Annotated in this window: 18 protein-coding genes and 1 pseudogene; 17 read left to right on the top strand and 2 right to left on the bottom strand. The window is 59.1% G+C overall.

Annotation, left to right across the window (positions count from 1 at the left end):
- The first annotated feature begins 4 nt into the window (after positions 1 to 4).
- The 12 genes and pseudogenes from HX881_RS20460 to HX881_RS20405 form a co-directional block, all read left to right on the top strand.
- Positions 5 to 5,419 carry a beta strand repeat-containing protein gene (locus HX881_RS20460; protein WP_177086274.1) on the top strand — a complete coding sequence of 1,805 codons (5,415 nt, stop codon included), beginning with the start codon at positions 5 to 7 and terminating at the stop codon, positions 5,417 to 5,419.
- Positions 5,420 to 5,549: 130 nt separating this feature from the next.
- On the top strand, positions 5,550 to 6,377 hold the full coding sequence (locus HX881_RS20455) for a sulfotransferase family protein (RefSeq protein ID WP_177086272.1): 828 nt from the start codon (positions 5,550 to 5,552) through the stop codon (positions 6,375 to 6,377).
- 35 nt (positions 6,378 to 6,412) lie between these two features.
- The gene (locus HX881_RS20450; RefSeq protein ID WP_177086270.1) at positions 6,413 to 7,876 is read left to right on the top strand and encodes a TolC family protein; all 1,464 of its coding nucleotides are present in this window, start codon (positions 6,413 to 6,415) and stop codon (positions 7,874 to 7,876) included.
- Between the two features lie 384 nt (positions 7,877 to 8,260).
- Positions 8,261 to 9,181, top strand: a complete 921-nt coding sequence (locus tag HX881_RS20445; protein ID WP_245223099.1) for a MurR/RpiR family transcriptional regulator — start codon at positions 8,261 to 8,263, stop codon at positions 9,179 to 9,181.
- A 65-nt stretch (positions 9,182 to 9,246) separates the two neighbouring features.
- Complete coding sequence (locus HX881_RS20440) at positions 9,247 to 10,047, top strand: transporter substrate-binding domain-containing protein (RefSeq protein WP_177086268.1); 801 nt, start codon at positions 9,247 to 9,249, stop codon at positions 10,045 to 10,047.
- A 2-nt stretch (positions 10,048 to 10,049) separates the two neighbouring features.
- On the top strand, positions 10,050 to 11,435 hold the full coding sequence (locus HX881_RS20435) for an MmgE/PrpD family protein (protein ID WP_177086266.1): 1,386 nt from the start codon (positions 10,050 to 10,052) through the stop codon (positions 11,433 to 11,435).
- Positions 11,432 to 12,088 (top strand): amino acid ABC transporter permease, encoded by a 657-nt coding sequence (locus HX881_RS20430; RefSeq protein WP_177086264.1) that lies wholly within the window; start codon positions 11,432 to 11,434, stop codon positions 12,086 to 12,088. Before HX881_RS20435 ends, HX881_RS20430 begins: the two co-directional genes overlap by 4 nt.
- 11 nt (positions 12,089 to 12,099) lie before the next feature.
- The gene (locus HX881_RS20425; protein ID WP_017128938.1) at positions 12,100 to 12,744 is read left to right on the top strand and encodes an amino acid ABC transporter permease; all 645 of its coding nucleotides are present in this window, start codon (positions 12,100 to 12,102) and stop codon (positions 12,742 to 12,744) included.
- A gap of 12 nt (positions 12,745 to 12,756) precedes the next feature.
- Positions 12,757 to 13,524, top strand: coding sequence for an amino acid ABC transporter ATP-binding protein (locus tag HX881_RS20420; protein WP_246356536.1), 768 nt, complete (start codon positions 12,757 to 12,759; stop codon positions 13,522 to 13,524).
- Positions 13,525 to 13,598: 74 nt separating this feature from the next.
- A complete protein-coding gene (locus tag HX881_RS20415; protein ID WP_246356535.1) occupies positions 13,599 to 14,552 on the top strand; it encodes an agmatinase in 954 nt (317 codons plus the stop codon).
- A gap of 83 nt (positions 14,553 to 14,635) precedes the next feature.
- Entirely contained in the window at positions 14,636 to 15,046 is a 411-nt protein-coding gene (locus tag HX881_RS20410; protein ID WP_042936746.1) for a RidA family protein, read from the top strand.
- 57 nt (positions 15,047 to 15,103) lie between these two features.
- Positions 15,104 to 15,325 (top strand): annotated as a pseudogene (locus HX881_RS20405) (cysteine hydrolase); the annotation flags it as partial.
- Between the two features lie 12 nt (positions 15,326 to 15,337).
- Here the strand turns inward: HX881_RS20405 and HX881_RS20400 are convergent.
- A complete protein-coding gene (locus HX881_RS20400; protein ID WP_177086262.1) occupies positions 15,338 to 16,537 on the bottom strand; it encodes a GGDEF domain-containing protein in 1,200 nt (399 codons plus the stop codon).
- A 173-nt stretch (positions 16,538 to 16,710) separates the two neighbouring features.
- On the opposite strand from HX881_RS20400, the gene HX881_RS20395 reads away from it, so the two are divergent.
- The 3 genes from HX881_RS20395 to dmeF all read left to right on the top strand — a co-directional run bounded on the left by HX881_RS20395 (position 16,711) and on the right by dmeF (position 18,822).
- Complete coding sequence (locus HX881_RS20395) at positions 16,711 to 17,445, top strand: BPL-N domain-containing protein (RefSeq protein ID WP_177086260.1); 735 nt, start codon at positions 16,711 to 16,713, stop codon at positions 17,443 to 17,445.
- A gap of 158 nt (positions 17,446 to 17,603) precedes the next feature.
- A complete protein-coding gene (locus tag HX881_RS20390) occupies positions 17,604 to 17,879 on the top strand; it encodes a metal/formaldehyde-sensitive transcriptional repressor (RefSeq protein ID WP_017128945.1) in 276 nt (91 codons plus the stop codon).
- A gap of 19 nt (positions 17,880 to 17,898) precedes the next feature.
- On the top strand, positions 17,899 to 18,822 hold the full coding sequence (dmeF, locus tag HX881_RS20385; RefSeq protein ID WP_017128946.1) for a CDF family Co(II)/Ni(II) efflux transporter DmeF: 924 nt from the start codon (positions 17,899 to 17,901) through the stop codon (positions 18,820 to 18,822).
- 144 nt (positions 18,823 to 18,966) lie between these two features.
- On the opposite strand, the gene HX881_RS20380 is transcribed toward dmeF, so the two are convergent.
- Positions 18,967 to 19,170 carry a type II toxin-antitoxin system Phd/YefM family antitoxin gene (locus HX881_RS20380; RefSeq protein WP_017128947.1) on the bottom strand — a complete coding sequence of 68 codons (204 nt, stop codon included), beginning with the start codon at positions 19,168 to 19,170 and terminating at the stop codon, positions 18,967 to 18,969.
- A 185-nt stretch (positions 19,171 to 19,355) separates the two neighbouring features.
- Between HX881_RS20380 and HX881_RS20375 the strand changes: the two genes are divergently transcribed.
- Positions 19,356 to 19,820, top strand: a complete 465-nt coding sequence (locus HX881_RS20375) for an Lrp/AsnC family transcriptional regulator (protein WP_042936750.1) — start codon at positions 19,356 to 19,358, stop codon at positions 19,818 to 19,820.
- Positions 19,821 to 19,877: 57 nt separating this feature from the next.
- Positions 19,878 to 20,774, top strand: coding sequence for a LysR family transcriptional regulator (locus HX881_RS20370; protein ID WP_177086258.1), 897 nt, complete (start codon positions 19,878 to 19,880; stop codon positions 20,772 to 20,774).
- Positions 20,775 to 20,852: the final 78 nt, after the last annotated feature.

Here is a 20,852-nt window from a genome sequence, read left to right as displayed (position 1 = left end):
GCGTATGTCGGATGCCGAAAATGGTTCTTCAATATCGGTTGCATTTGTCCCTGTCAGATCTTTGTTAGGGGTGATGACTTATCATCAGACGCTGATATACACAACCCCTCAGGGCGCTTACTATATTTCTGCGGGACCAACAACTGCTAATAATAAACTGGATATGAATCCAGTTCAAACAGTGGGTAATATTGCGCTCGCTGCGAATGATGTGATTTATAATACACCTTCTGTGTGGGGGACTCTGAAGGTTGAAGGGAATGGGGCGTTCATACCCGGCGACACAACGTCTGCCGGAGGAGTAGACGTGGTTCCACAGAATGATCCAGTGACAGGCCAAAGGAATCCTGACGCTGGCACAGCTTACAAGCAGCAAACTCTCATGACTGGGGATGATCTAAGCGCCCAATGGCAAAAAATTGTCTCGACGTATCAAGATATTGAGGCATTAGGACTCACCTATTCACCTGCCACACAGAACTCAAACAGTGTCGCGAATACTGCACTGGCTGCTGCCAATGTACCGCTACCAACGGATGTTGGCGTATTTGGTACTGAGACGCCGGCAAGTGATAATGTTTTGCCGACTACGCAGGATCAGTTAAACAGCTACTTGCAATCTCAACAGGATGCAATGCAGGCACCAGATGGGTCTGGACTAAAAAATACAATAGACAGTTTGGGTGACTCGACAACTACTATTCAAGATAACTCCCTCCCAGGTGATCCCACCGTCGCGCTTACCACTAATCAAAGTGGCACTGGCGCTATGGAGCTAGACACCGACGGGGATGGCAAGCAAACGGCTACAGTCGCTGGCCAAGGAATGACTACGTCGCTTGATGATGCTCAAGTAAATCTTGAGCCGAATAGCTCGCTGACGCTCTCCGGGTCTGGCAATAACGTCTCCGCGAACAATGATAGTCTGATCATATCGACCCCTTCAGGTGGCGCGCCTGATGTGCTAACAGGCGATAACAATCTCATTTCGGCCACCAATAGCACGCTGACAGTGATTGGCTCTGGTGAGGCCCTCGTTGGCGGGAGTAATACTTTTGAGCTGTCTGGCAGCAACGAATCGGTCTCAGGCAACTTCGATACCATCCACCTGGATGATGGTGGCTCTGCCGCGCTGCACACCTACGGCGCCTCGATCACCTTGGGCGATGGTGCGACCCTGATCAGTGGTGGCGATGGCTCCAACACCATCACGGCGACCTCTGACGACAAGTTGACTATCGGTAATGACTCCTACTACACCGACACACTGATTGTTTCCAACAACCAGAACATCGCGTTGGATGGTGGCGTTTACCTCAACCTGGTGGGGACGGGCAATTCGCTCACGGGCGCCGGCGCAGACACTGTCTCGGGTAGCGGCGATTTTTTCACATTCCTGGGCTCAGGTAACTCGGTAACCGGCTCAGGCGACACGATTTCTGCCAGTAACGGATCTCTGTTCATTTCCGGTGGCGCCAGTGGTGCTGCGGATGTTGTGATTGGTGACAACAACTCCATCTCGGCCAACAGCAGTGTGTTGATCCTGGACGGGGCCGATGAGTCCATCGTTGGGGGGAGTAATACCCTCGAGTTTTCGGGTAGCAACGAATCGGTCTCAGGCAACTTCGATACCATCCACCTGGATGATGGTGGCTCTGCCACGCTGCACACCTACGGCTCCTCGATCACCCTGGGCGATGGCGTGACCCTGACCAGTGATGGCGACGGCTCCAACACCATCATTGCTACCGCTGACGACAAGTTGACCATCGGCAACGACTCGTACTACACCGACACGCTGATCGTTTCCAATAACCAGAACATCGCGTTGGACGGCGGCGTTTACCTCAACTTGGAGGGGGCGGACAACGCGCTCACGGGCGCTGGCGGTGACACCCTCTGGGGCAGCAATGATGTTTTCACGTTCCTGGGCTCCGGCGACTCGGTGACCGGCTCCGGCGACACGATTTCTGCCAGTAACGACTCGCTGTTCATTTCCGGTGGCGCCAGTGGGGCTGCGGACGTTGTGATCGGTGACAACAACACCATTTCGGCCAACAGCAGTGTACTGAGCGTGCAGGGATCGAGTGAGACCGTCACTGGGAGCAGTGACACCGTTGAACTCTCTGGCACCGGCGAGTCTGTCTCTGGCAACTTCGAAACCATCACTCTGGACGACGCTGCATCGGCTGTCTTGCATACCTACGGCGCTTCAGTCAGCTTGGGAGCCGGTGTAACGCTGACCAGTGATGGTGACGGTTCTAACACCATCTACGCGACCTCTGACGACAAGGTCACCATCGGCTATGACTCTTACTACACCGATACGCTGAACGTCTCCAACAACCAGTACATCGCCTTGGACAGCGGCGTCTACGTCAATATTGTTGGGGTGGGGAATACGATCACGGGCGCCGGTGGTGATGCAGTGTATGGCAGCAACGACACGTTCACGTTCCTGGGATCGGGCGATTCGATTTCGGGGGCGGGCGACACCATCAATGCCAGTAATGACAGCCTGAGCATTGCGACGGGGGCTGGTGGCGCGAGCGACGTTGTCGTGGGGGATAACAACTCCATTTCGGCCAGTAACAGCTCGCTCACCTTGGACGGATCAGGTGTGAGCCTTTCGGGTAACTACGATTCGGTGAGCATCGGGGAGGGAGATACCGCGTCCCTCAATACTTACGGGGCGACGGTGACCCTGGGTGCCGGTTCAAGCCTGACCAGCTCCGGCAGCGGTTTCAACTCCATCTACGCAGCGTCCGATTCCGCTGTGCTTTTGAATGCGGTGTCGAACTGGGGCTACTACTTCAACGATACCCTGTATACGGATGGTAATCAGAACATCACCTTGGGCACAGGCGCTTCTGTCAACGTAGTGGGCAGCGGCAACACCTTGGCGGTGGATGGCGGGGATGTTGTCACGGCCAGCAACGACACGCTGAATATTCTGGGTAGCAACGACTCCATCACCGGTGGTGGTGATGCGATCTCCGCCAGCGGCGACAGCTTGTCGATTTCGAACAATGGAGGAGCAAGCGACGTCATCAGTGGTGACAACAACACCTTGTCGGCTGACCACAGTGCCGTGACCCTTGAGGGCTCTGGCGAGTCGGTTACTGGCACCTTTGACACACTGTCGCTGGCCGGGGAGGGTGAAACCGTTTCTGGTAATTACAACTCGGTCACCTTCGGTCCCAACACCACGGCATCGATGACGAGCTACGGCGACACGATCTCCTTGGGCGCCGGCTCGAGTCTGAGCAGCGTGGGTGATGGTTTCAACACGATTTACGCGACGTCCGATGACATCTTGTCTATCGGCGCAACGGTGAGCTCGGATTACTACTTCACGAATAAGCTGTACGTGAGCGATAACCAGAGCATCAGCCTGGCCAGCGGTTCGTCCCTCAACGTTGTAGGTAGCGGCAATACCGTCACCGCCAATGGGGGTGACAACATCATCGCCAGCAACGACACGCTGGACTTGGTGAGTGGCGGCGATGCGATCACTGGTGCGGGTAATGCGATCTCTGCCAGTGGCGAAAGCCTGTCCATCTCCAATACCAGCGGTGGTGCCAGCGACGTCATCACGGGTGATGGCAACACGGTGTCGGCCGATAGCAGTGCCGTGACGCTGCTGGGTTCGAACGATACCCTGTCGGCTAGCCATGCCGCTGTATCGATGACCGGCGCAAACGAGAATGTGGTCGGTTACTACGACGCCTTTAGCTTCGGAGATGGCAGTTCAGTCAACCTCAATGGCTATGGCCATGGCATTACACTGGGTAACGATGTCACGCTGATCAGCGATGGTTGGGGCGCCAACACCATCAATGCCAGCACTGGGGATCTCATCCACATTGGGACAACGGGTGGCAGTGAGTTCAGTACGGATACCATCAATGCCATAGGCAACCAGGTCTTTCTCGACACAGGCGCTGCGATCAACGTTGTAGGCGCTGGCAACGACATCACAGCCAGCGGCTCGGACAGTATCTCCGCCAGCAACAATACCATCAGCGTCATGGGTGATGGATCCGCCATCACGGGGTCGGGTGACACGATTTCGGCCAACGGGCAGAGCCTGACCATCAGCAACCGGTATGGCAATGCCACTGATGCCATCACCGGCAACAACAACGCGATCTCCGCGAACACCAGCAACATTACGCTCGATGGTTCCTCCAATGTGCTGTCCGGTAGCAACAACACCATTACCGTCACTGTCGGGAAAAGCCTCTCGATTAATGGCTCTGGGAACGTGATCCAGGGCTCATCGGATCAGATCACCCTTCAGGGCGATAACAACACGATGGTCGTTCAGGGTAACAAGGACAATTTCTCCTCGACCGGCATCAATAACCGCATCATCGATGACCGCGCTGATGGCACCTCGGTCGTTTACAACTGGAGTGGCAGCGGCGTTGAAACCGACTCTGTCTATTCAGGCGATGACGGTACCGGCGATATCATTGGTGGCTACGGTTACACCGGTACCGGACCTGGGGAAGACCTGCCAGGTAGCTACGGTGGTGGGGACGATGGCGGCGGATACGGTTTTGCCGGCACGCAGTCCCTCGTGTCCTCTCGTATGGGGACCAACATTGGCTCGATCGCGCAGTACGATCTGAGCCACGGCCATTTCTCGGCGGCTGAATCGGCAGAGGCTGCTCAGCAGCAGGCTGCGAGCACTGCGGCGCTCACGCCCACTGCGGGTTCCGGCTCTGCCGTTCTTGAAGGCGCCAAGTGGGACCAGCAGGTCATCACCTGGAGCCTGGCGGATGGCGCGGGCACTCAGGCTGCTCCGTTCTCCGGCTACATGGGCAGTGCCGAGGAGACTGTTGTGCAGGCGGCCTTTGGCGCCTGGGCCAACGCGATGCCGGGTGTGACGTTCGAAGAAGTGGCTGACTCCTCGCAGTCGGACATCCGGATCGGCTTTGGTGATTTCGATACCGCCAGTACCGGGGTGGTTGGCTACACCAGCTATCAGGCCAAGGCTGGCCAGTTGGAGTCGGACACCATCATTCGGGTTGAAGACACGACGCAGGATGCACTGACCACGGGCGCCGATGGACAGCAGACCTATACCGGTACCGATGCCACGCTCTCCCAGGTACTGGAGCATGAAATCGGTCACGCACTGGGCCTTGCCGATAACGCTGACCAGAACTCGGTGATGAACTACCAGCTTACGGCCAGCAATCGAACATTGGACCAAACGGACCTGGTTGGTATCGGATCGCTCTACGGTGCTGGTAGCAGCACTGCGCCAGTGGGCGGCAGCGGCGTAAGCCAGTTGATTCAGGCCATGTCGACGTTCAGTGCTGATGGCGGGGTCGCCGACACCACCTTGTTGCCACCTTCGCTGGCGGACCAGAAAGTCATGCTGAGTGCTTCTCCGCACGCCGCTTGATCGCCTGCCCGCGTCATTTCCATAAACCGATAGATCCCCTTGGCAGCTTCTGTCTGCCAAGGGGATTGCCTGTCAGCGCACGGTGATTTTGGCTTGTTGTTCGGAAGCCGCCAACACCTAGGGAGCCCCCTTGGCTACTCAGTTTCATGCGATCTCCGGTTTACCGCGCTCAGGGTCGACGCTGTTGTCGGCCCTGCTGCGTCAGAATCCACGTTTTTCAGCCGCGATAACCAGTCCGGTTGCTGCTTTGGTGGGCGCCACACACGCCAAGATGTGCGGCGGTGAGTTCGGCAGCTTTTTCGATGACCACAAGCGTGGGACGATCCTGCGCGCGGTCGTCGAGTCCTACTACACCGATCAGATTGCGAGCATGCCCGAGGACCGGGTGCTCTTCGATACCAACCGCACCTGGACGGGGCGAGCAGCACTATGGGGAGCCCTGTACCCCCCGTCGCGCATCATCTGTTGTGTCCGTGAGGTCGGCTGGATCATCGACAGCATCGAACGAATGCTTGCCAAGAACCCCTTGGAACTGTCGCGCATGTTCAACTTCCAACCGGGCGCTTCCGTCTACGCTCGGGCAGAAACATTGATGAACTCCGATACCGGTCTGATCGGCTTGGCCTGGAGCAATCTGCGTGAAGCCTGGTTCAGCGAACAGGCCAAGCGTCTGATCCTGGTCCCCTACGATCACCTGGTCAAAGATCCACGACGTACCCTTGAGCGGCTTTACACCGAGTTGGGTCAGCCCTGGTTCGAACACGACTTGCAAAACGTGGTGTATGACGAGCCGGATTACGATGCCCAGCTGGGTATGCCGGGCTTGCACACCGTGCGAAAAACAGTCGAATACCAGGCCCGCCCACTCTGTATTCCGCCGGATCTTTTTGCTCGATATTCAGCGACCAGCTTTTGGAACACTGCCGAACTCAACACGCATGGCGTGACGATCATTTGAGTGTGAAGTGAAGGGCCAGGATGGGTTTGCAAAGCATGCTGAAAATTCGTAAGGCGATGGTGTGCCATCTGGTGGCATGCGCTGCTGTTGCTATCGGGGCGGACCCCGTAGCTGCTGCTGGATGGGGTCCCGACGATCCGTTGCGTCAGTTCGATAATGTCCCAGCTACCGCGGCCAACCACATGTTCGACTCATCGCCAGCGGTGGATGGCTGCATGGACAATTCAAAAGTCGATCTGAGCTTGCTGGATATCGTCTCCAGTGCGCTGTGTCGCAACCCGAAGACCCGGGAGGCCTGGGCCAACGTCAAGGTCCAGACCGCGCAGGTGAGCGAGTCCAAGGCCGCTTACCTGCCAACCCTGAGTGGCACGGTGCAGGAGGCGAAAGACAGCTCGACGAGCCATGGGACATCGTCCAACCCTTTCGTGGTCCGATCCAACAGCCATTTTCAGAACGCTGTGATGACGTTGAACTGGGTGCTGTACGACTTCGGTGCTCGTTCAGCGAGCGCCGACTATGCCCAGAGTAAACTCGCCTCGGCATTGGCCGAGCAAGACAGCGCTCTGCAGACGGTCTTTGCCAGCACGGTCAAAGACTATTATGCCGCTCTTGTCGCTCAGAAAGACAGGCAGGCAACCGAGCAAATTGAAGCGGATGCGAAGCAGGTGTTGGATGCTGCCACGTTGCGGGTCCGCCATGGTGTGGCGGCGATCAGCGATCAATTGCAGGCCCAAACGTCCTACTACCAGTCGACCTTCAACCGCAATAAAGCCGAAGGCGACTGGCGAAGCGCGGTGGGGCAGGTGGCTATCGACATGGGACGGCGCCCCAATCTGCCTTTGCATCTTCTTGGGGAGGAGGGCGTAGCTCCACCTGATAGGGCTTTTGAGCAATCTGTCGAGGATCTGCTCAAAACCGCTCAGCAAAGGCACCCCTCGCTGATTGCCGCTCGTGCGGAGTTGGCGGCGGCCCAGGCCAATGAGCAGATGGTCCGTGCCCAGGGTAGGCCGACCATCAGCTTCGTCGGCAAATACAGTTATGACAATCAACCACAAAGCTCGGGCGTTGGTCAGCAGTTCACGGGGGAGACCATACGGGATCGCTCCGTTGCCCTTCAGGTCAATATCCCTCTCTTCGAGGGCTTTACCAGAACCTACCAGGTCCGTGGTGCGCAGGCGCAGATTGAGGGTAAAGAGGCGGCGCTTAGCGATGCCGAATTGCAGGTGGCATCCGGTGTTTGGTCGGATTATCAGACTTTGAAAGTCGGTACCGAAAACGTGCGCACCAGCCAGGAGGTTCTTGAGAGTGCCAGGCAGTCCTTCGATGCGGCGCAGGCGCGCTATGCCAAGGGGGTGACCGGTATTCTTGAGGTGATCACTACCCAGACGGCCTTGGCTAACGCCCAACAGCAGCAAATCAGTGCTGTGGCGGGCTGGCAGAATGCGCGTATTCAGCTGGCCTCGAGTCTTGGCAGTCTGGATTTGAGGGCTCTGTTCTAGGACGACGCACAGGCATGGTCGTCAGGTGGTCGTTAAACGAAAAACCGCCTACTCACCCCACGAGGTGAGTAGGCGGTACATGAGCCTCAGTCAGGCTGGGGCAGGGTGGTGAATCAGTCCTCCGAGGACAAGAGGTCGTGATGCCTTCCTCCCGCACCACACGGGTGCGCTGCACCATGGGGGCGCGTAAACATCAGGAGCGACATTGAGTTTCGCTGTCGTGACTGTACTGCCGTCCAGTGCGCGATGACTCAAGCGAATCAAAAAGTGAATCAGGCCAATCGAATTTGGGTGGCAGGCGACTGAGTACCTTCTGTCTGCCTAAAAACACGGGCTCTCAATGCTGGTTCATTTGATTCACTCGTTTTTTTTCTGGCACAGCTGTTGCAATTTCACCTGCATCTTCCGCACTCATTCGTGGTTATGCCGATGGACCGTGACTGTCTTTGTGCACAACTGAAACAACAGTTCGACACCTTCCCCCGGCAGGAACGCGCTGCAGCCAGTTTCATTCTGGACAACCCGCATGAGGTCGCGGTGATGTCCATGCGTGATCTGGCGCGCCTGGCCAATGTGCCGCCTTCGACGATGACGCGTCTGGGCAAGCGCCTGGGCATGACCGGGTACGACGAACTGCGTGAAGTGTTCATCGAATCATTACGTGGACATAACAGTGCTTATGGCTCTCGGGCCCACGATCTGGTTGAACTCCGGCAGCGCGTTGGCGCACATCGCGTGATTGAGGGTATGGCCAACAACGCCATCGAACAGATCCAGTTGATGTGCAGCCAGGATAATCTCGAGTCGATTTCTCGTGCGGTGGCCCTGCTTGCGGGGGCCCGCCAAGTCTATTGCCTGGGGATGCGTTCGTCGTTCGGGGTCGCGTTTCAATTCTCCCATGTGGCTTCTTACTTCGCGAAGAACGTGCGTCTGGTCGAAGGCGCCGGCGAAAGCGGCGTGATGTCGATCATCAACCAGACCAGTCCAAAGGACGTCGCGCTGGTGTGCAGTTTGCCGCGCTATTCGCGGCGCCTGATCACCTTGACCAATTACCTGCATCAGCAGGGCGTGCGCGTTATCGCCATCACCGACAGCGTCACTTCGCCCACCGCCCGATTGGCGGCTGAAACCATCATCGTGAAAAACCAGACCCCGTCCTTCTACGACACCATCGTGCCGGCCATGTTGGTCAGTGAAATCCTGGTGGCGTTGATGTCGGCCAGCTCCAGTCAGAACACCGAAGCCTCGGTCACTCACACCGAAGAGCAACTGCTGAGTCTCGGCGAATGGTGGGACCTGGGCTGAGCGGTCGGCCGCCCAATCTGTACCTGTTTTCGAATCCTGAGCCGTTTAACCCTTGGAGCACCCGCATGAACGTGAACCCGTGCCAGTCTTTTAAAACAACCCTCATCGTGACAGCCCTCTGCGCAATGTTTTCCAGCACGTTCGCCCGGGCAGGCGATGCGCTGAATCACATTCTGGAAAGCAAGGAACTACGTGTCGCCGTGCCGGTGGACTACCCACCTTACGGTTACGTGGGGCCCGACATGGTGCCCCAGGGCCTGGATATCGATGTGGCGAACCTGATGGCGAACAAGCTGGGCGTGAAGCTTGAGCTGGTGCCTGTGACTGCACCTAACCGGGTGGCCTACATTCAGTCGGGCAAGGCCGATTTCACCATCTCTTCGTTGGGCAAGACACCCGAGCGCGAGAAAGTGATTGATTACAGCATCGCCTATTCGCCGTTCTTCGACGCGGTGTTTGGTGCCGCTGCGTTACCGGTCAAATCCCTGGCTGACATGGCCGGCAAATCGGTGTCGGTTACCCGTGGGTCGATGCAGGACCGTGAGTTGACTGACACGGCACCACAGGCAGTGGCCAAGCGTTTCGAGGACAACAACAGCACCATTTCCGCCTTCATGTCGGGACAGACTCAAATGGTCGCAATCGGCACCACGGTCGCGGCCTCCCTCAAGCAGAAAAACCCGGACCTGGACATCGCGCTCAAGGTTGTGCTGTCCAACTCGCCGAACTACATCGGGATGAACAAGGATCAGCCTGAACTGCGTACCAAGGTGAACGAGATCATTCGAGCCGCCAAGGCTGACGGGACGCTGGACGCGATTTCGCAAAAATGGCTGGGAGCCCCGGCTGGTGAGCTTCCAGAGTAACCATGAACGACCTTATCCCAACCCTCGTTGCACTGTCGCGCTGGAGCTCGACCGTGCGTCTGGAACAGGTGCCGTCCGCGGTCCGGTACGCGGCTAAACGTTGCCTGATCGATACGCTCGGGGTCACGCTGGCCGGCAGTCACAGCGACGTCGCCACTCAGGCGCGAACGATCGGCCTCGCCGTCAGCGCCACCGGGCATTCAGAGTTGCTGGGGCATGCCCAGCGACTCAGCGCACCGGCAGCGGCCTTCGTCAACGCGACGGCTGGGCACGCGCTGGACTTTGACGACAACTGCTACCCAGGAGTCGTCCATGGCTCGGTAGTGATCATGCCAGCGGCCCTGGCCGTGACGCAGATGCGTGACCTGGATGGTGCGGCGCTGCTGATGGCGTTTGTGGTGGGGGCCGAGTGTGAATACGCACTGGCCAATGCGCTGACTCGCCAGCTCTATGAGCGCCGCTGGTGGACCACCGGATTGTTGGGCGTCGTCGGGGCCTGCGCGGCGGCGTGCCACGCCCTTGGGCTGGATGCCGAACGTACCGCCTCGGCACTGGGGATTGCACTGTCCGGCACGGCGGCCATGAAGGCCTGTTTTGGCACCGATGCCAAGGCCCTGATGGCCGGGCGCACCAGCGAGGCGGGCGTGATGGCCGCGCTGTTGGCCGAGCAGGGCAGCCGCGGGCCGGTGGACATCGTCGAACATGCCAATGGCCTGGCGGTAATGTTCAACGCGGGTGTGCTCAAGACGTTGCCACCTCTGGGGGAGCCCTGGAACCTGCTTGACCCGGGCGTCGACATAAAGCGCATCCCGCTTTGCCTGTCATCCCATGCCGCCGTGGATGCCCTGAAGGACATACTCGGGAGCGGTGGGGTAGCGGTCACGGATATCGCCGAAATTATCTGCGACGTTCCTCCCATTGTGATCCAGAACCTGACCCATGACTTGCCCGCCCAGCGCCAGCAAGCGCAATTCAGCATGCCCTTCGCCATGGCCGGCACCTGTCTGTTGGGCGACATCACCCTCGCGGCGCTGACACCGGAAGCGATCAACCGCCCGGACATGCAACGGCTGATGAAGCGGGTGCGCATGCACAGCAGCGAGCGCTGGAACACCGAGTGGCTGGATCAGGCGCCAGAAGGTGCATGGGTCAAGGTGGTACGCAATGACGGCGGCAGCGTCGAACGGTTTTGCGCAAGGCCGCTAGGGGCGGCAGTCAACCCTCTGTCCCGGGCGCAACTGCACGACAAGTTCATGGGCTGCGCCACACCGGCAATGCCCACGGCTCAAGCGCAAGCACTGTTTGAGCATCTGGAACAGCTGGAGCGTATCCCCCGGGTTCGCCGCCTCTTGCCTTATTCACATGCGGTGGAGCAGACCGACTCATGACATTAGATTTTTCTGTGGTACTGACGCAATGGCCACTGTTGCTGAACGGGTTGCTGTTGACGGTGTTCCTCACACTAGTGTCGGCGATTTTTGGCACGGCAATGGGCATCGCCTGCGGCCTGGTGCGTAGCAAAGGCCCTGGTTGGGCACGTTGGGCAGTGGGGCTGTACGTCGAGCTGATCCGCAATACACCGTTCATCATCCAGTTGTTCTTCATCTTCTTCGGGCTGCCGGCCCTGGGGCTGAAAATGACCGCACTGGCCGCTGCGATCCTGGCCAACGTGATCAACCTGGCAGCCTATGTCAGCGAGATTGCCCGTTCGGGGATCGAGGCGACACCTGATGGGCAAATCGAGGCGGCGCAAAGCCTGGCGCTGGACCGCTGGCAGATTTTCTCCAGGGTGGTCCTGCCTCCGGCGCTCAAGCGGGTGTGGCCGGCGCTGGTTGGTCAGATGGTCATCATCATGCTCGGGTCGGCCGTGTGCAGCCAGATCTCCACTGAAGAACTGACTTACGCCGCCAATCAGATCGCCAGCAACTCGTTCCGTAATTTCGAAACCTACATCGTGGTAGCGGGCCTGTACCTGCTGCTGGCCATCGCCTTGCGCCGCCTGCTGAATTGGGTCGGTCCGCGCTTTATCTTCGGTCGCTGAGGGAAAACTCCATGTTCGAATTCTCCGCCTGGGATATCGCCCGCAACCTGTTGTTGGCCATGCGCTGGACGATTGGCCTGTCGCTGATCGCGTTTATCGGCGGTGGCCTGGTGGGCGCGTTGTTGGTGGTCATGCGCCTGACCGGCAGCCGCCTTGTGCGCGGGCTGGTGATGTTGTATGTCCAGCTGTTCCAGGGTACGCCGCTGCTATTGCAATTGTTCCTGGTGTATTTCGGCCTCGCCATGTTCGGTGTCAGAACCACCCCGTTGATGGCCGCGTCGGTGTGCCTGACCCTTTACGCCAGTGCCTACCTCACCGAGATCTGGCGGGGCAGCATCGAGTCTGTCGACCACGGCCAGTGGGAAGCCTCCGCCAGCCTGGCGCTGAGCTTCAGCGAACAGATGCGCTACGTGATTCTGCCCCAGGCGATGCGCGCCGGCATTGCGCCCACCGTCGGCTTCATGGTGCAGGTGGTCAAGGCCACGGCCCTGACCTCGGTCATCGGTTTTGTCGAAATGACCCGCGCCGGGCAGATCATCACCAATGCCACCTTCCAACCTTTCCTCATCTATGGCGCGGTTGCGTTGATGTACTTCGCGCTGTGCTTTCCGCTGTCGTGGTACAGCCGCGTACTTGAACAGAAACTTCGCCGATAGGGGCTTGCCGATATGAATTCCTCCCACACCCATGACCTCAGCGATGACTTTGCCCTGGTCGATATTCGCGGCCTGCGCAAACGCTTTGGTAGCAACGAAGTCCTCAAGGGCATCAACCTGCAGATTGCCCGCAAGGAAGTGGTCTGCATCATCGGCAAGAGCGGTTCCGGCAAGAGCACGCTGCTGCGCTGCCTGAACGGGCTTGAAACCTTCCAGGAAGGCAGCGTTGTGGTCGATGGTCAATCGATCCAGCACGATGACCGCCAGGCCATGCGCGAGTTGCGGCAGAACGTCGGGATGATTTTCCAGGGCTTCAATCTATTTCCGCACCTGAGCGCCGGGCAGAATGTGATGCTCGCCCCGCGCCTGGTGCAGAAAGTCTCCCGTGCCGGCGCCGAACAACAGGCCCGCAAATTACTTGATCGTGTAGGGCTGGGCGAACGCTTTGATGCCTTCCCCGACCAGCTTTCCGGCGGCCAGCAGCAGCGCGTTGCGATTGCCCGCTCCCTGGCGATGAACCCCCACGTATTACTCTGCGACGAGATCACTTCAGCACTGGACCCCGAGCTGGTCGGCGAGGTGCTGAGCGTCGTCGAAGGACTCGCCAAAGAGGGCATGACGCTGATCATGGTCACCCACGAAATGGCCTTTGCGCGCCGGGTCAGCGACCGGGTGATTTTCATGCATCAAGGCCTGGTTCATGAAGCCGGCGACCCCGAGACCCTGTTCACCATTCCGAAAACCGCTGAGTTGCGACGTTTCCTGTCCATGGAAAGTTGATCGCCCAGCCCGTGATTGCACGTATTCGTCCTGCTTTCCCACTGCCCATTCAGGAGACACCCATGGATTTTCCATTGACCGTACCGCCGTCCAAAAAACACCAGAGTTTTCTGTGGTCGCCGATCTGCACCGATCTCGACCAGCTCGATGCTCACGTCGCGATTATCGGCATGCCCTTCGGCAAGGCCTACGTGGCAGAACACATCACCAATGATCAAAGCCGGGCACCGGACGCCATTCGTGCCATGAGCGACCGAATCTGCCGTGCGCTGCACCATTATGACTTCGACGTAGGAGGCCCGATCTACGACAACCGTGCGTTGAAGGTCGTCGACTGCGGCAACGTGCCCGCCGACCCGGGCGACCTGAGCAGCCATGGCGTGCGGGCCGAGCAGGCGGTACGCAAGATCCTCGAGGCGGGCGCCATGCCGATTGTACTGGGTGGCGATCACAGCATCCCGATTCCGATTCTGCGGGCTTATGAAGGGCGGGGGCCGATTACCCTCATTCACATCGACGCGCACCTCGATTGGCGTGATGAAATCAACGGCGTGCGCGACGGCCTGTCCAGCCCCATCCGCCGTGCCTCGGAGATGGAGCACATCGGCGAAATCTTCCAGATCGGCCTGCGTGCCCAAGGCAGTGGCCGGCAGACGGATTTCCAGGCGGCGGTGGACTATGGCGCACACCTGATCACCGCCTATGAGGTGCATGACAACGGTATGCAGTCGGTGCTGGACCGGATTCCCGACAACGGCAACTATTACCTGACCATTGATGCCGACGGCCTCGACCCGTCGATCATGCCCGGTGTCGCCGGTCCTGCACTAGGAGGCGTCACCTATGTGCAAATGCGCAAGCTGATTCATGGCCTGGTCAACAAAGGCAAGGTCGTCGGCATGGACATCGTCGAAATCACGCCAACGACTGACGTCAACAACATCAGTTGCATCACCGCAGGCCGCCTGATCGTGAACCTGATCGGTGCCGCTGTGCGCGCGGATTATTTCGACGCGCCGCCGCTGTAATTTCAAGCCGTTTCCGGATCCAGTCCACGGGGCGGAAGCGGCGCTTCCCCATTACTTTTCTTGTCGATAAAGCCAGGTCAATCATGCCGACTCACACGCGTATCCGAATGTTCAACACCAAGGACACCTACCCCAATCAGTCGCTGGACAATGACCTCTGCCAGGCTGTTCGCGCCGGTAACACGGTTTACGTCCGGGGCCAATTGGGCACCGACTTCGACGGTAACTTGATCGGCCTGGGTGATGCCGGAGCGCAGGCCGAGCAGGCCATGAAAAACGTCAAGCAACTGCTTGAAGAAGCCGGCAGTCAACTGCAGGATATTGTGAAAATCACCATTTACCTGATCGACCCACGCTACCGGGAAGAGGTTTACCTGACCGTCGGAAAATGGCTCAAGGGTGTGTTCCCTATCTCCACCGGGTTAGTAGTCTCTGCATTGGGTCAGCCGCAATGGCTGATGGAAATCGACGTGATCGCGGTGATCCCTGATTGAGAAACTTCAGTTTCCCGCCCAGACACTGCCGGCGACCAGCCTGTTGAGCGGGTCACCGTGCTCGGCAACATGAGCCACATGTGCGTTGACGCGGTTACCCGTGCGTCTGACGATTTCGGGTTCGAGACGACCGTCATTCACGATGCCTGCGCAACCCATGACCTGGAGTTCAACAAGGTCAAGGTGCCTCCCGCGCTGGTGCACGCCGTTTTCATGGCCGCGCTCCAATTTGGTTATGCCATGGTACTGAGCACGGATGACTATCTGGCCGGTCGATAAACTCAATCATCCCTACACTTCATGCAGTGAGATTGAACCGAGAGCCGCTTGCGTCTGCGGCAAACAGGGCGGCGCCAAGCGCAAGGTATTGCGCCCCGAACCCTTGGCCTCGTAAAGCGCCGCATCCGCCCTGGCGAGCAGGGTGGCGGTGGTGTCGCCTGCGTCAGGCACCACACAGCAAACCCCCATACTGATGCGCAGCGCGATGGTTGACCCAGCATAGTGCGCCGGCGACTCGGCCAACGAGGTCCGTAGTTCATCGAGCACGGCCACGGCTCCCTCGGGGCCAGTGTCTGGCAGCAACAGCAGAAACTCTTCGCCACCATAACGACCGATGCTGTCGGAGTGACGGATTCGCTGGGTGAGATGATTGACGCAGTGACATATCACTTCATCCCCCGCCAGATGACCATGTTCATCATTGATCTGTTTAAAGTGATCGATATCGACCATGGCCACTGCCAGGTAGGACCCGTCCCGGCGCGAGCGCTCCAATTCAGTGGAAAACTGCTCGAGGATCGCTCGGCGGTTGAGAATACCGGTCAGCACATCGCGCAGGGCGAGGTGTTGAAGCAGGGTCTCGCTGCGTTCCTTGGACAACAGGACCAAACCCAGGGAAATCATCATCGCGGTGAACGTGCCAATGCTGACCGAGATGGTCTGCTTGAGGTTGCTGGCGTCGTAGCGCATTTGCTCGGCACCTCCGCCGAGCACGGCCACCACCCGCATTCCCAGCCCGATCAGGCTGATACTGGAGCCGATGATCAACAGCATGCGTGCGCGACCTTGGGCGGGGATGTGGCGGCGAGTCCAGTAGATGATCAGTGCGCACTGCACCATCAACACTAGCGTGGCGGCGAGCATCCGGGGTTCCAGGGTGTCGATTAGGCTGGCCATCAATACCAGCATCAATGCCGCTGGCGCGAACACCCGCCACCAACTGACGGGAAGTTCAACAATCCGAAACACGCTGGCCCCATAAAAGGCCAGTGCTACCGCCAGCAGCGTGTTGGCGGCGCCGTAGGTCAACCACAGCGGCGCATGGCCGTAGACGGTGTAGCCGACGTAGGCCAAGGCGTGTGCCAACAAGCCAAAGCCTGTCGTGAGCAGTCCGTCACGCTGGTTGAACTGACCGACCAGGATCAAGCAGAACGCCATGATCGTCGCGACTAAAGCGACACAGGCGAAAAGCGTAGGAGTGTGAGCAATCATGACGTTTCATCTGGCGCTGGCAGTCGCAGCTCTGGGCGTCAGTCTAGTTGATATCAAAGGCTGGGATCACAAGGGGACTTACAACTATTAACGTCTTGAGCGGGACATTCGATATAGGCTTTGCGCTGCGAGGACTGGATCACCCGACCTCAAGTCTCCGATGAGCCCGCCACATGAACCGACACGCTATCGCCGCCACGTTTCTTGCGTTCATGACGCCGCTGCCATCCCTGGCGCAGGCCGGTGCGCCGGTCACGCACGTGGCGATCTATCGTGGTCCGGCGGGTTGCGATGACTGTTCGGAAAGCGTGAAACAAGCCCTGCAACGTCTCGCCCCCGGTTACCAGATCGACTTTGTCGGCGCCGACGAACCGATCGACATCACGCCACAAACCCTTGCCCGCTACGACCTCTACGTTCAACCCGGAGGAGGCCAGGACATTCCCGGTGCCCTCGACAGCCTGGGCGATGCCCGCGCCACTGCCATCCGTGACTACGTCGCCCACGGTGGCCGCTACCTGGGCTTGTGCATGGGCGCCTATCTGGCGGACAACAGCAACCTCGGCCTGATCCCCCAGGACCTGGACTCCGAAGCCGGCCGCCCCGGCTTTGAAGTGAACTCCATCACCGACGTAGCGGTGCAGGTCACGTGGGACGGCAAGGCCGACAACGTCTTCTACCAGGACGGTCCGTATTTTCCCCAAACCGACTCGGCCTCAAGAACCATCGCGACCTACCGCAACGGCGACGTGGCGGCTGCGCGTTATACCTATGAAAAGGGCGTAGTGGTGCTGAGCGGCCCCCATCCGGAGGCAGGTCGGAAGTGGTTTGAGGATGCCGATATTGCGCTGGACAAGATGCCGCGGGGGAATCTTTTTGCATCGCTGATACGCAGTTTTGAAGAATAGGCCAGGGCCTTCCACCAGACTTCGAGCCAACGACAGGAGAGTCTGTCACCGATACCTTCCTTCGGTGATGGCTGGACGAGCCTTTTCATCGAATATTTCTTGCATAGGGGTAGGGGGTATACCTATCATGGGGCTCATATAGGCAGGGGGGGTATCCCATGGGTCATGTCGCAGCCAACAAAGATGATCTTCTCAAGCGCGTCAAACGCATCGCCGGACAAATCCAGGCTGTTGAACGGGCGCTGGAATCAGATCTCGACTGCGCCAAAACACTGCACCTTGTCGCCGCTACCCGTGGAGCCATCAACGGCTTGATGGAGGAGATCATTGAGGACCACGCCCGGGAGCACGTTGCAAACCCGGCACTCAGCGAAGAAGAGCGCAACAAGGGCGTCGAAGAGCTGCTTGAAGCCATTCGCCGTTATTCCAAGTGAAGCGGGCAGGTACTGACTCATGAGCAACACCACTCTCAACATCAGCCACGTACACGACCACATGTTCCTGGGCTCCGCGCACGATGAAAATGCCAGGCGCACGCTTTGGGTCGTGGCGCTGACGGTGGTGATGATGGTTGGCGAGATCGCCGCCGGCTATATCACCGGCTCGATGGCGTTGCTTGCCGATGGCTTTCACATGGCGACCCATGCCGGTGCATTGGGTATCGCGGCGGCGGCTTACGGGTACGCAAAGCGCCACGCCTCCAGCCGGCGCTACAGCTTCGGTACCGGAAAGGTTGGAGACTTGGGCGGGTTCGCCTCGGCGCTGATTCTCGGCATGGTTTCCCTGGCAATTGGCGTTGAATCCGTCATGCGCCTCTTGCAGCCAACGGACGTCCAGTTCGGCACCGCGACGCTCATCGCGATTGCCGGTTTGATCGTCAATATCATCAGTGCCTTGCTGCTGGGCCACGGGCACAGTCATGGGCACGATCATGATGATCATGATCATGCCCATCACGGGAACGACAACAACCTGAAATCGGCCTATGTCCATGTCATCGCCGACGCGCTGACTTCGGTGCTGGCCATTGCAGCTCTGCTCGCCGGCCGGTACCTCGGCTGGGTGTGGCTGGACCCGGTCATGGGCATTGTCGGTGCCCTCGTTATCGCACGTTGGGCATGGACCTTGATGAAGGTCACCGCCGCTACCTTGCTGGATCAGACGGATGCCCACGTCGCCGAGGAAATTCGCGAACGGGTGGAGAAACCGGGGGATGCCACCATCACGGACTTGCACGTCTGGCGGGTTGGGCCACAGGCTCACGCGGCCATTGTCAGCGTTCTTGGTGAGGTCACCGCGAACGCCGACAGCATTCGTGAACGTCTCAAGCCGGTTCACGAAATCAGCCATCTGACAGTCGAGTTCCGCCCGGCCTGATTCTGTCGATGGGAAAACACTCTGTTGATCCCCTGTCCGTGGAGTGACAGTTGCGCCCGGCAAGCCTGATGAAGCCGGTGCTTCCCATCGAGGCGTTGTGACGGACCAGGCACAGGATACCCACCCGGTAGGGGCATCTCGTTGTCACGACGCATAGGGCACCCAGGAGGCTTGAGGCGGGAGGGGCAGCACCGCGGCGGTGTTTTTCCGGGGGCCCTGCACGGCTGTAATCCGGGCCACCTCAAGGCCGTAGCGAGTAATGATGACCTCGGCGCCGCAGATGACTTGCTCGAGGATGAACTCGAGGCTGGTCTGGGCATCGGGCATGTCATATTTCACTTGGCACATGGCGTTTCCTCATGGGACGGCGGCCTTCTCGGCGGGGCTCTGGTGGATCGCACCGGCAGCCCCGCTGCGACCCGGTATAGTCGCGAAGGTATAGATAGATTCTGATCTGTTGATTGCGGAATGTGCTTCTGTAATTCCGGCACTTGGCGCTAGGATGAGAAAAATCCTTTCGCAGAACTGAGAAAATGCAAAAAAACAATCTTGATGATATGGATCGACGGATTCTCCGGGTGCTCAGCAAGGATGGCCGGGCGAGCTTGCAGGAGGTGGGAAAGCAGGTGGGGCTGTCGCCCAGTCCCTGTTGGCAGCGGATCAAGCGCATGGAGGAGTCGGGCGTCATCCAGGGCTACGAGGCCCGTATCGACCTCAATGAACTGGGCTACAACGATGGGCTGATCGTGATGCTCACCCTTGAGCACCATAGCGACGAAATCCTGGAGAAATTCGAGCAGGCCCTGGCCGGGATTCCCGAGGTGATCGAGGCCTACCTGGTATCCGGCGAGTACGACTATTTTATTCGGATCGCGGTGAAGAACACGCGCGACTATGAGCGGCTGCTGCGGGAAAAGCTCTACCATATTCCCGGCTTGCGGCACTCGGTGTCGAGCTTCGTGCTACGCCAGCTCAAAGCGGCCAGCGTGCCGCTCTGAAAGCGGTATATTGACTACCCGTTTCGCGGGCACGGCCCGCTTCTACAGGCATCCCCGATGCAATTGGAATGGCTCGAAGACTTCATCGAACTGGCGCGTACGCGCAGCCTGTCGCGGGCGGCGCAAAACCGCTGCGTGACTCATCCTGCCTTCGGGCGTCGTATCCGGGCGCTGGAGGACTGGGTGGGTGCGCCCCTGATCGAACGCAAGCAGCCCTTGTCCCTGACCCCGGCGGGCGTGCTGTTCCTCGACGCCGCCACGCAGTCGATGGCGTTGCTGCTGGCGGCCCGCGCGCAGTTCCAGAATATCGGCATGAACCGCGACGAACCCTTGCGCATCGCCACCGGCCGCACGCTGGCGAGCATGTTCTTTCCTGACTGGTATCAATCGCTGCATGAGCGCTTTGGCGCGTTCCCGATTTCGCTGGTCACCGGTGGCGCGCAGGAAGCCATCATGAAACTGTCGGCGGGCGAGGTGGACCTGCAGTTGATCTTCTCCAGCCCCTTGACCCGTATTCTCATCGACAACGAGCGTTTCGACTCACTGGTGCTGGCCCAGGAGGTGCTGCTGCCGGTCAGCGCCCCCGACGCCCGGGGACAGCCGCTGTTTTCCATCGGTGTCGACAGCGATGCGTCGAGCATTGCCTGGCTGGGCTTCTCGCCGACCCTGTCGCTGCGTGGGGTGCTGGCCCAGCACCTGGCCAGGCTGCCGCACCGCTTGGCGCTGCGCATGATTTATCAGGCCGACTCCTATGAGGCAATCCTGGAAATGGCCAAGCGCGGCAGCGGGTTGGCCTGGTTGCCGAAAATGGTGGTCAGGGATGCCCTGGCAGCGGGGCAGTTGGTGATTGCCGGCGGCCCTGAGCTGCACATCGGTTTCGATATCTCGCTGCATCGCCTGCGCTCCAATCGCAGCGAACAGGTCATGCGGATCTGGCAAGGCTTGCACCCTTAACGGGCACACCGTAAAAAAACTCCGCTCTGGAGCCTGTGCAAACCCCCAGGGCAAGGGCCGCGTGCCGAACAGGCTCAA

The sequence above is a fragment of the Pseudomonas gingeri genome (genome assembly GCF_013386115.1).
Taxonomy (GTDB): domain Bacteria; phylum Pseudomonadota; class Gammaproteobacteria; order Pseudomonadales; family Pseudomonadaceae; genus Aquipseudomonas; species Aquipseudomonas gingeri.
The sequence above is the reverse complement of the archived record's forward strand: the minus strand, read 5'-3'. Positions and strand labels throughout refer to the sequence as shown.

Excerpts from the sequence above, each read along its gene's own strand:
- HX881_RS20400 (WP_177086262.1), bottom strand. The coding sequence starts at position 16,537 with ATGATTGCTCACACTCCTACGCTTTTCGCCTGTGTCGCTTTAGTCGCG.
- HX881_RS20395 (WP_177086260.1), top strand. The coding sequence starts at position 16,711 with ATGAACCGACACGCTATCGCCGCCACGTTTCTTGCGTTCATGACGCCG.
- HX881_RS20425 (WP_017128938.1), top strand. The coding sequence starts at position 12,100 with ATGTTCGAATTCTCCGCCTGGGATATCGCCCGCAACCTGTTGTTGGCC.
- HX881_RS20440 (WP_177086268.1), top strand. The coding sequence starts at position 9,247 with ATGAACGTGAACCCGTGCCAGTCTTTTAAAACAACCCTCATCGTGACA.
- HX881_RS20370 (WP_177086258.1), top strand. The coding sequence starts at position 19,878 with ATGCAATTGGAATGGCTCGAAGACTTCATCGAACTGGCGCGTACGCGC.
- dmeF (WP_017128946.1), top strand. The coding sequence starts at position 17,899 with ATGAGCAACACCACTCTCAACATCAGCCACGTACACGACCACATGTTC.
- HX881_RS20375 (WP_042936750.1), top strand. The coding sequence starts at position 19,356 with ATGCAAAAAAACAATCTTGATGATATGGATCGACGGATTCTCCGGGTG.
- HX881_RS20450 (WP_177086270.1), top strand. The coding sequence starts at position 6,413 with ATGCTGAAAATTCGTAAGGCGATGGTGTGCCATCTGGTGGCATGCGCT.
- HX881_RS20390 (WP_017128945.1), top strand. The coding sequence starts at position 17,604 with ATGGGTCATGTCGCAGCCAACAAAGATGATCTTCTCAAGCGCGTCAAA.
- HX881_RS20430 (WP_177086264.1), top strand. The coding sequence starts at position 11,432 with ATGACATTAGATTTTTCTGTGGTACTGACGCAATGGCCACTGTTGCTG.
- HX881_RS20435 (WP_177086266.1), top strand. The coding sequence starts at position 10,050 with ATGAACGACCTTATCCCAACCCTCGTTGCACTGTCGCGCTGGAGCTCG.
- HX881_RS20460 (WP_177086274.1), top strand. The coding sequence starts at position 5 with ATGTCGGATGCCGAAAATGGTTCTTCAATATCGGTTGCATTTGTCCCT.
- HX881_RS20380 (WP_017128947.1), bottom strand. The coding sequence starts at position 19,170 with ATGTGCCAAGTGAAATATGACATGCCCGATGCCCAGACCAGCCTCGAG.
- HX881_RS20410 (WP_042936746.1), top strand. The coding sequence starts at position 14,636 with ATGCCGACTCACACGCGTATCCGAATGTTCAACACCAAGGACACCTAC.
- HX881_RS20420 (WP_246356536.1), top strand. The coding sequence starts at position 12,757 with ATGAATTCCTCCCACACCCATGACCTCAGCGATGACTTTGCCCTGGTC.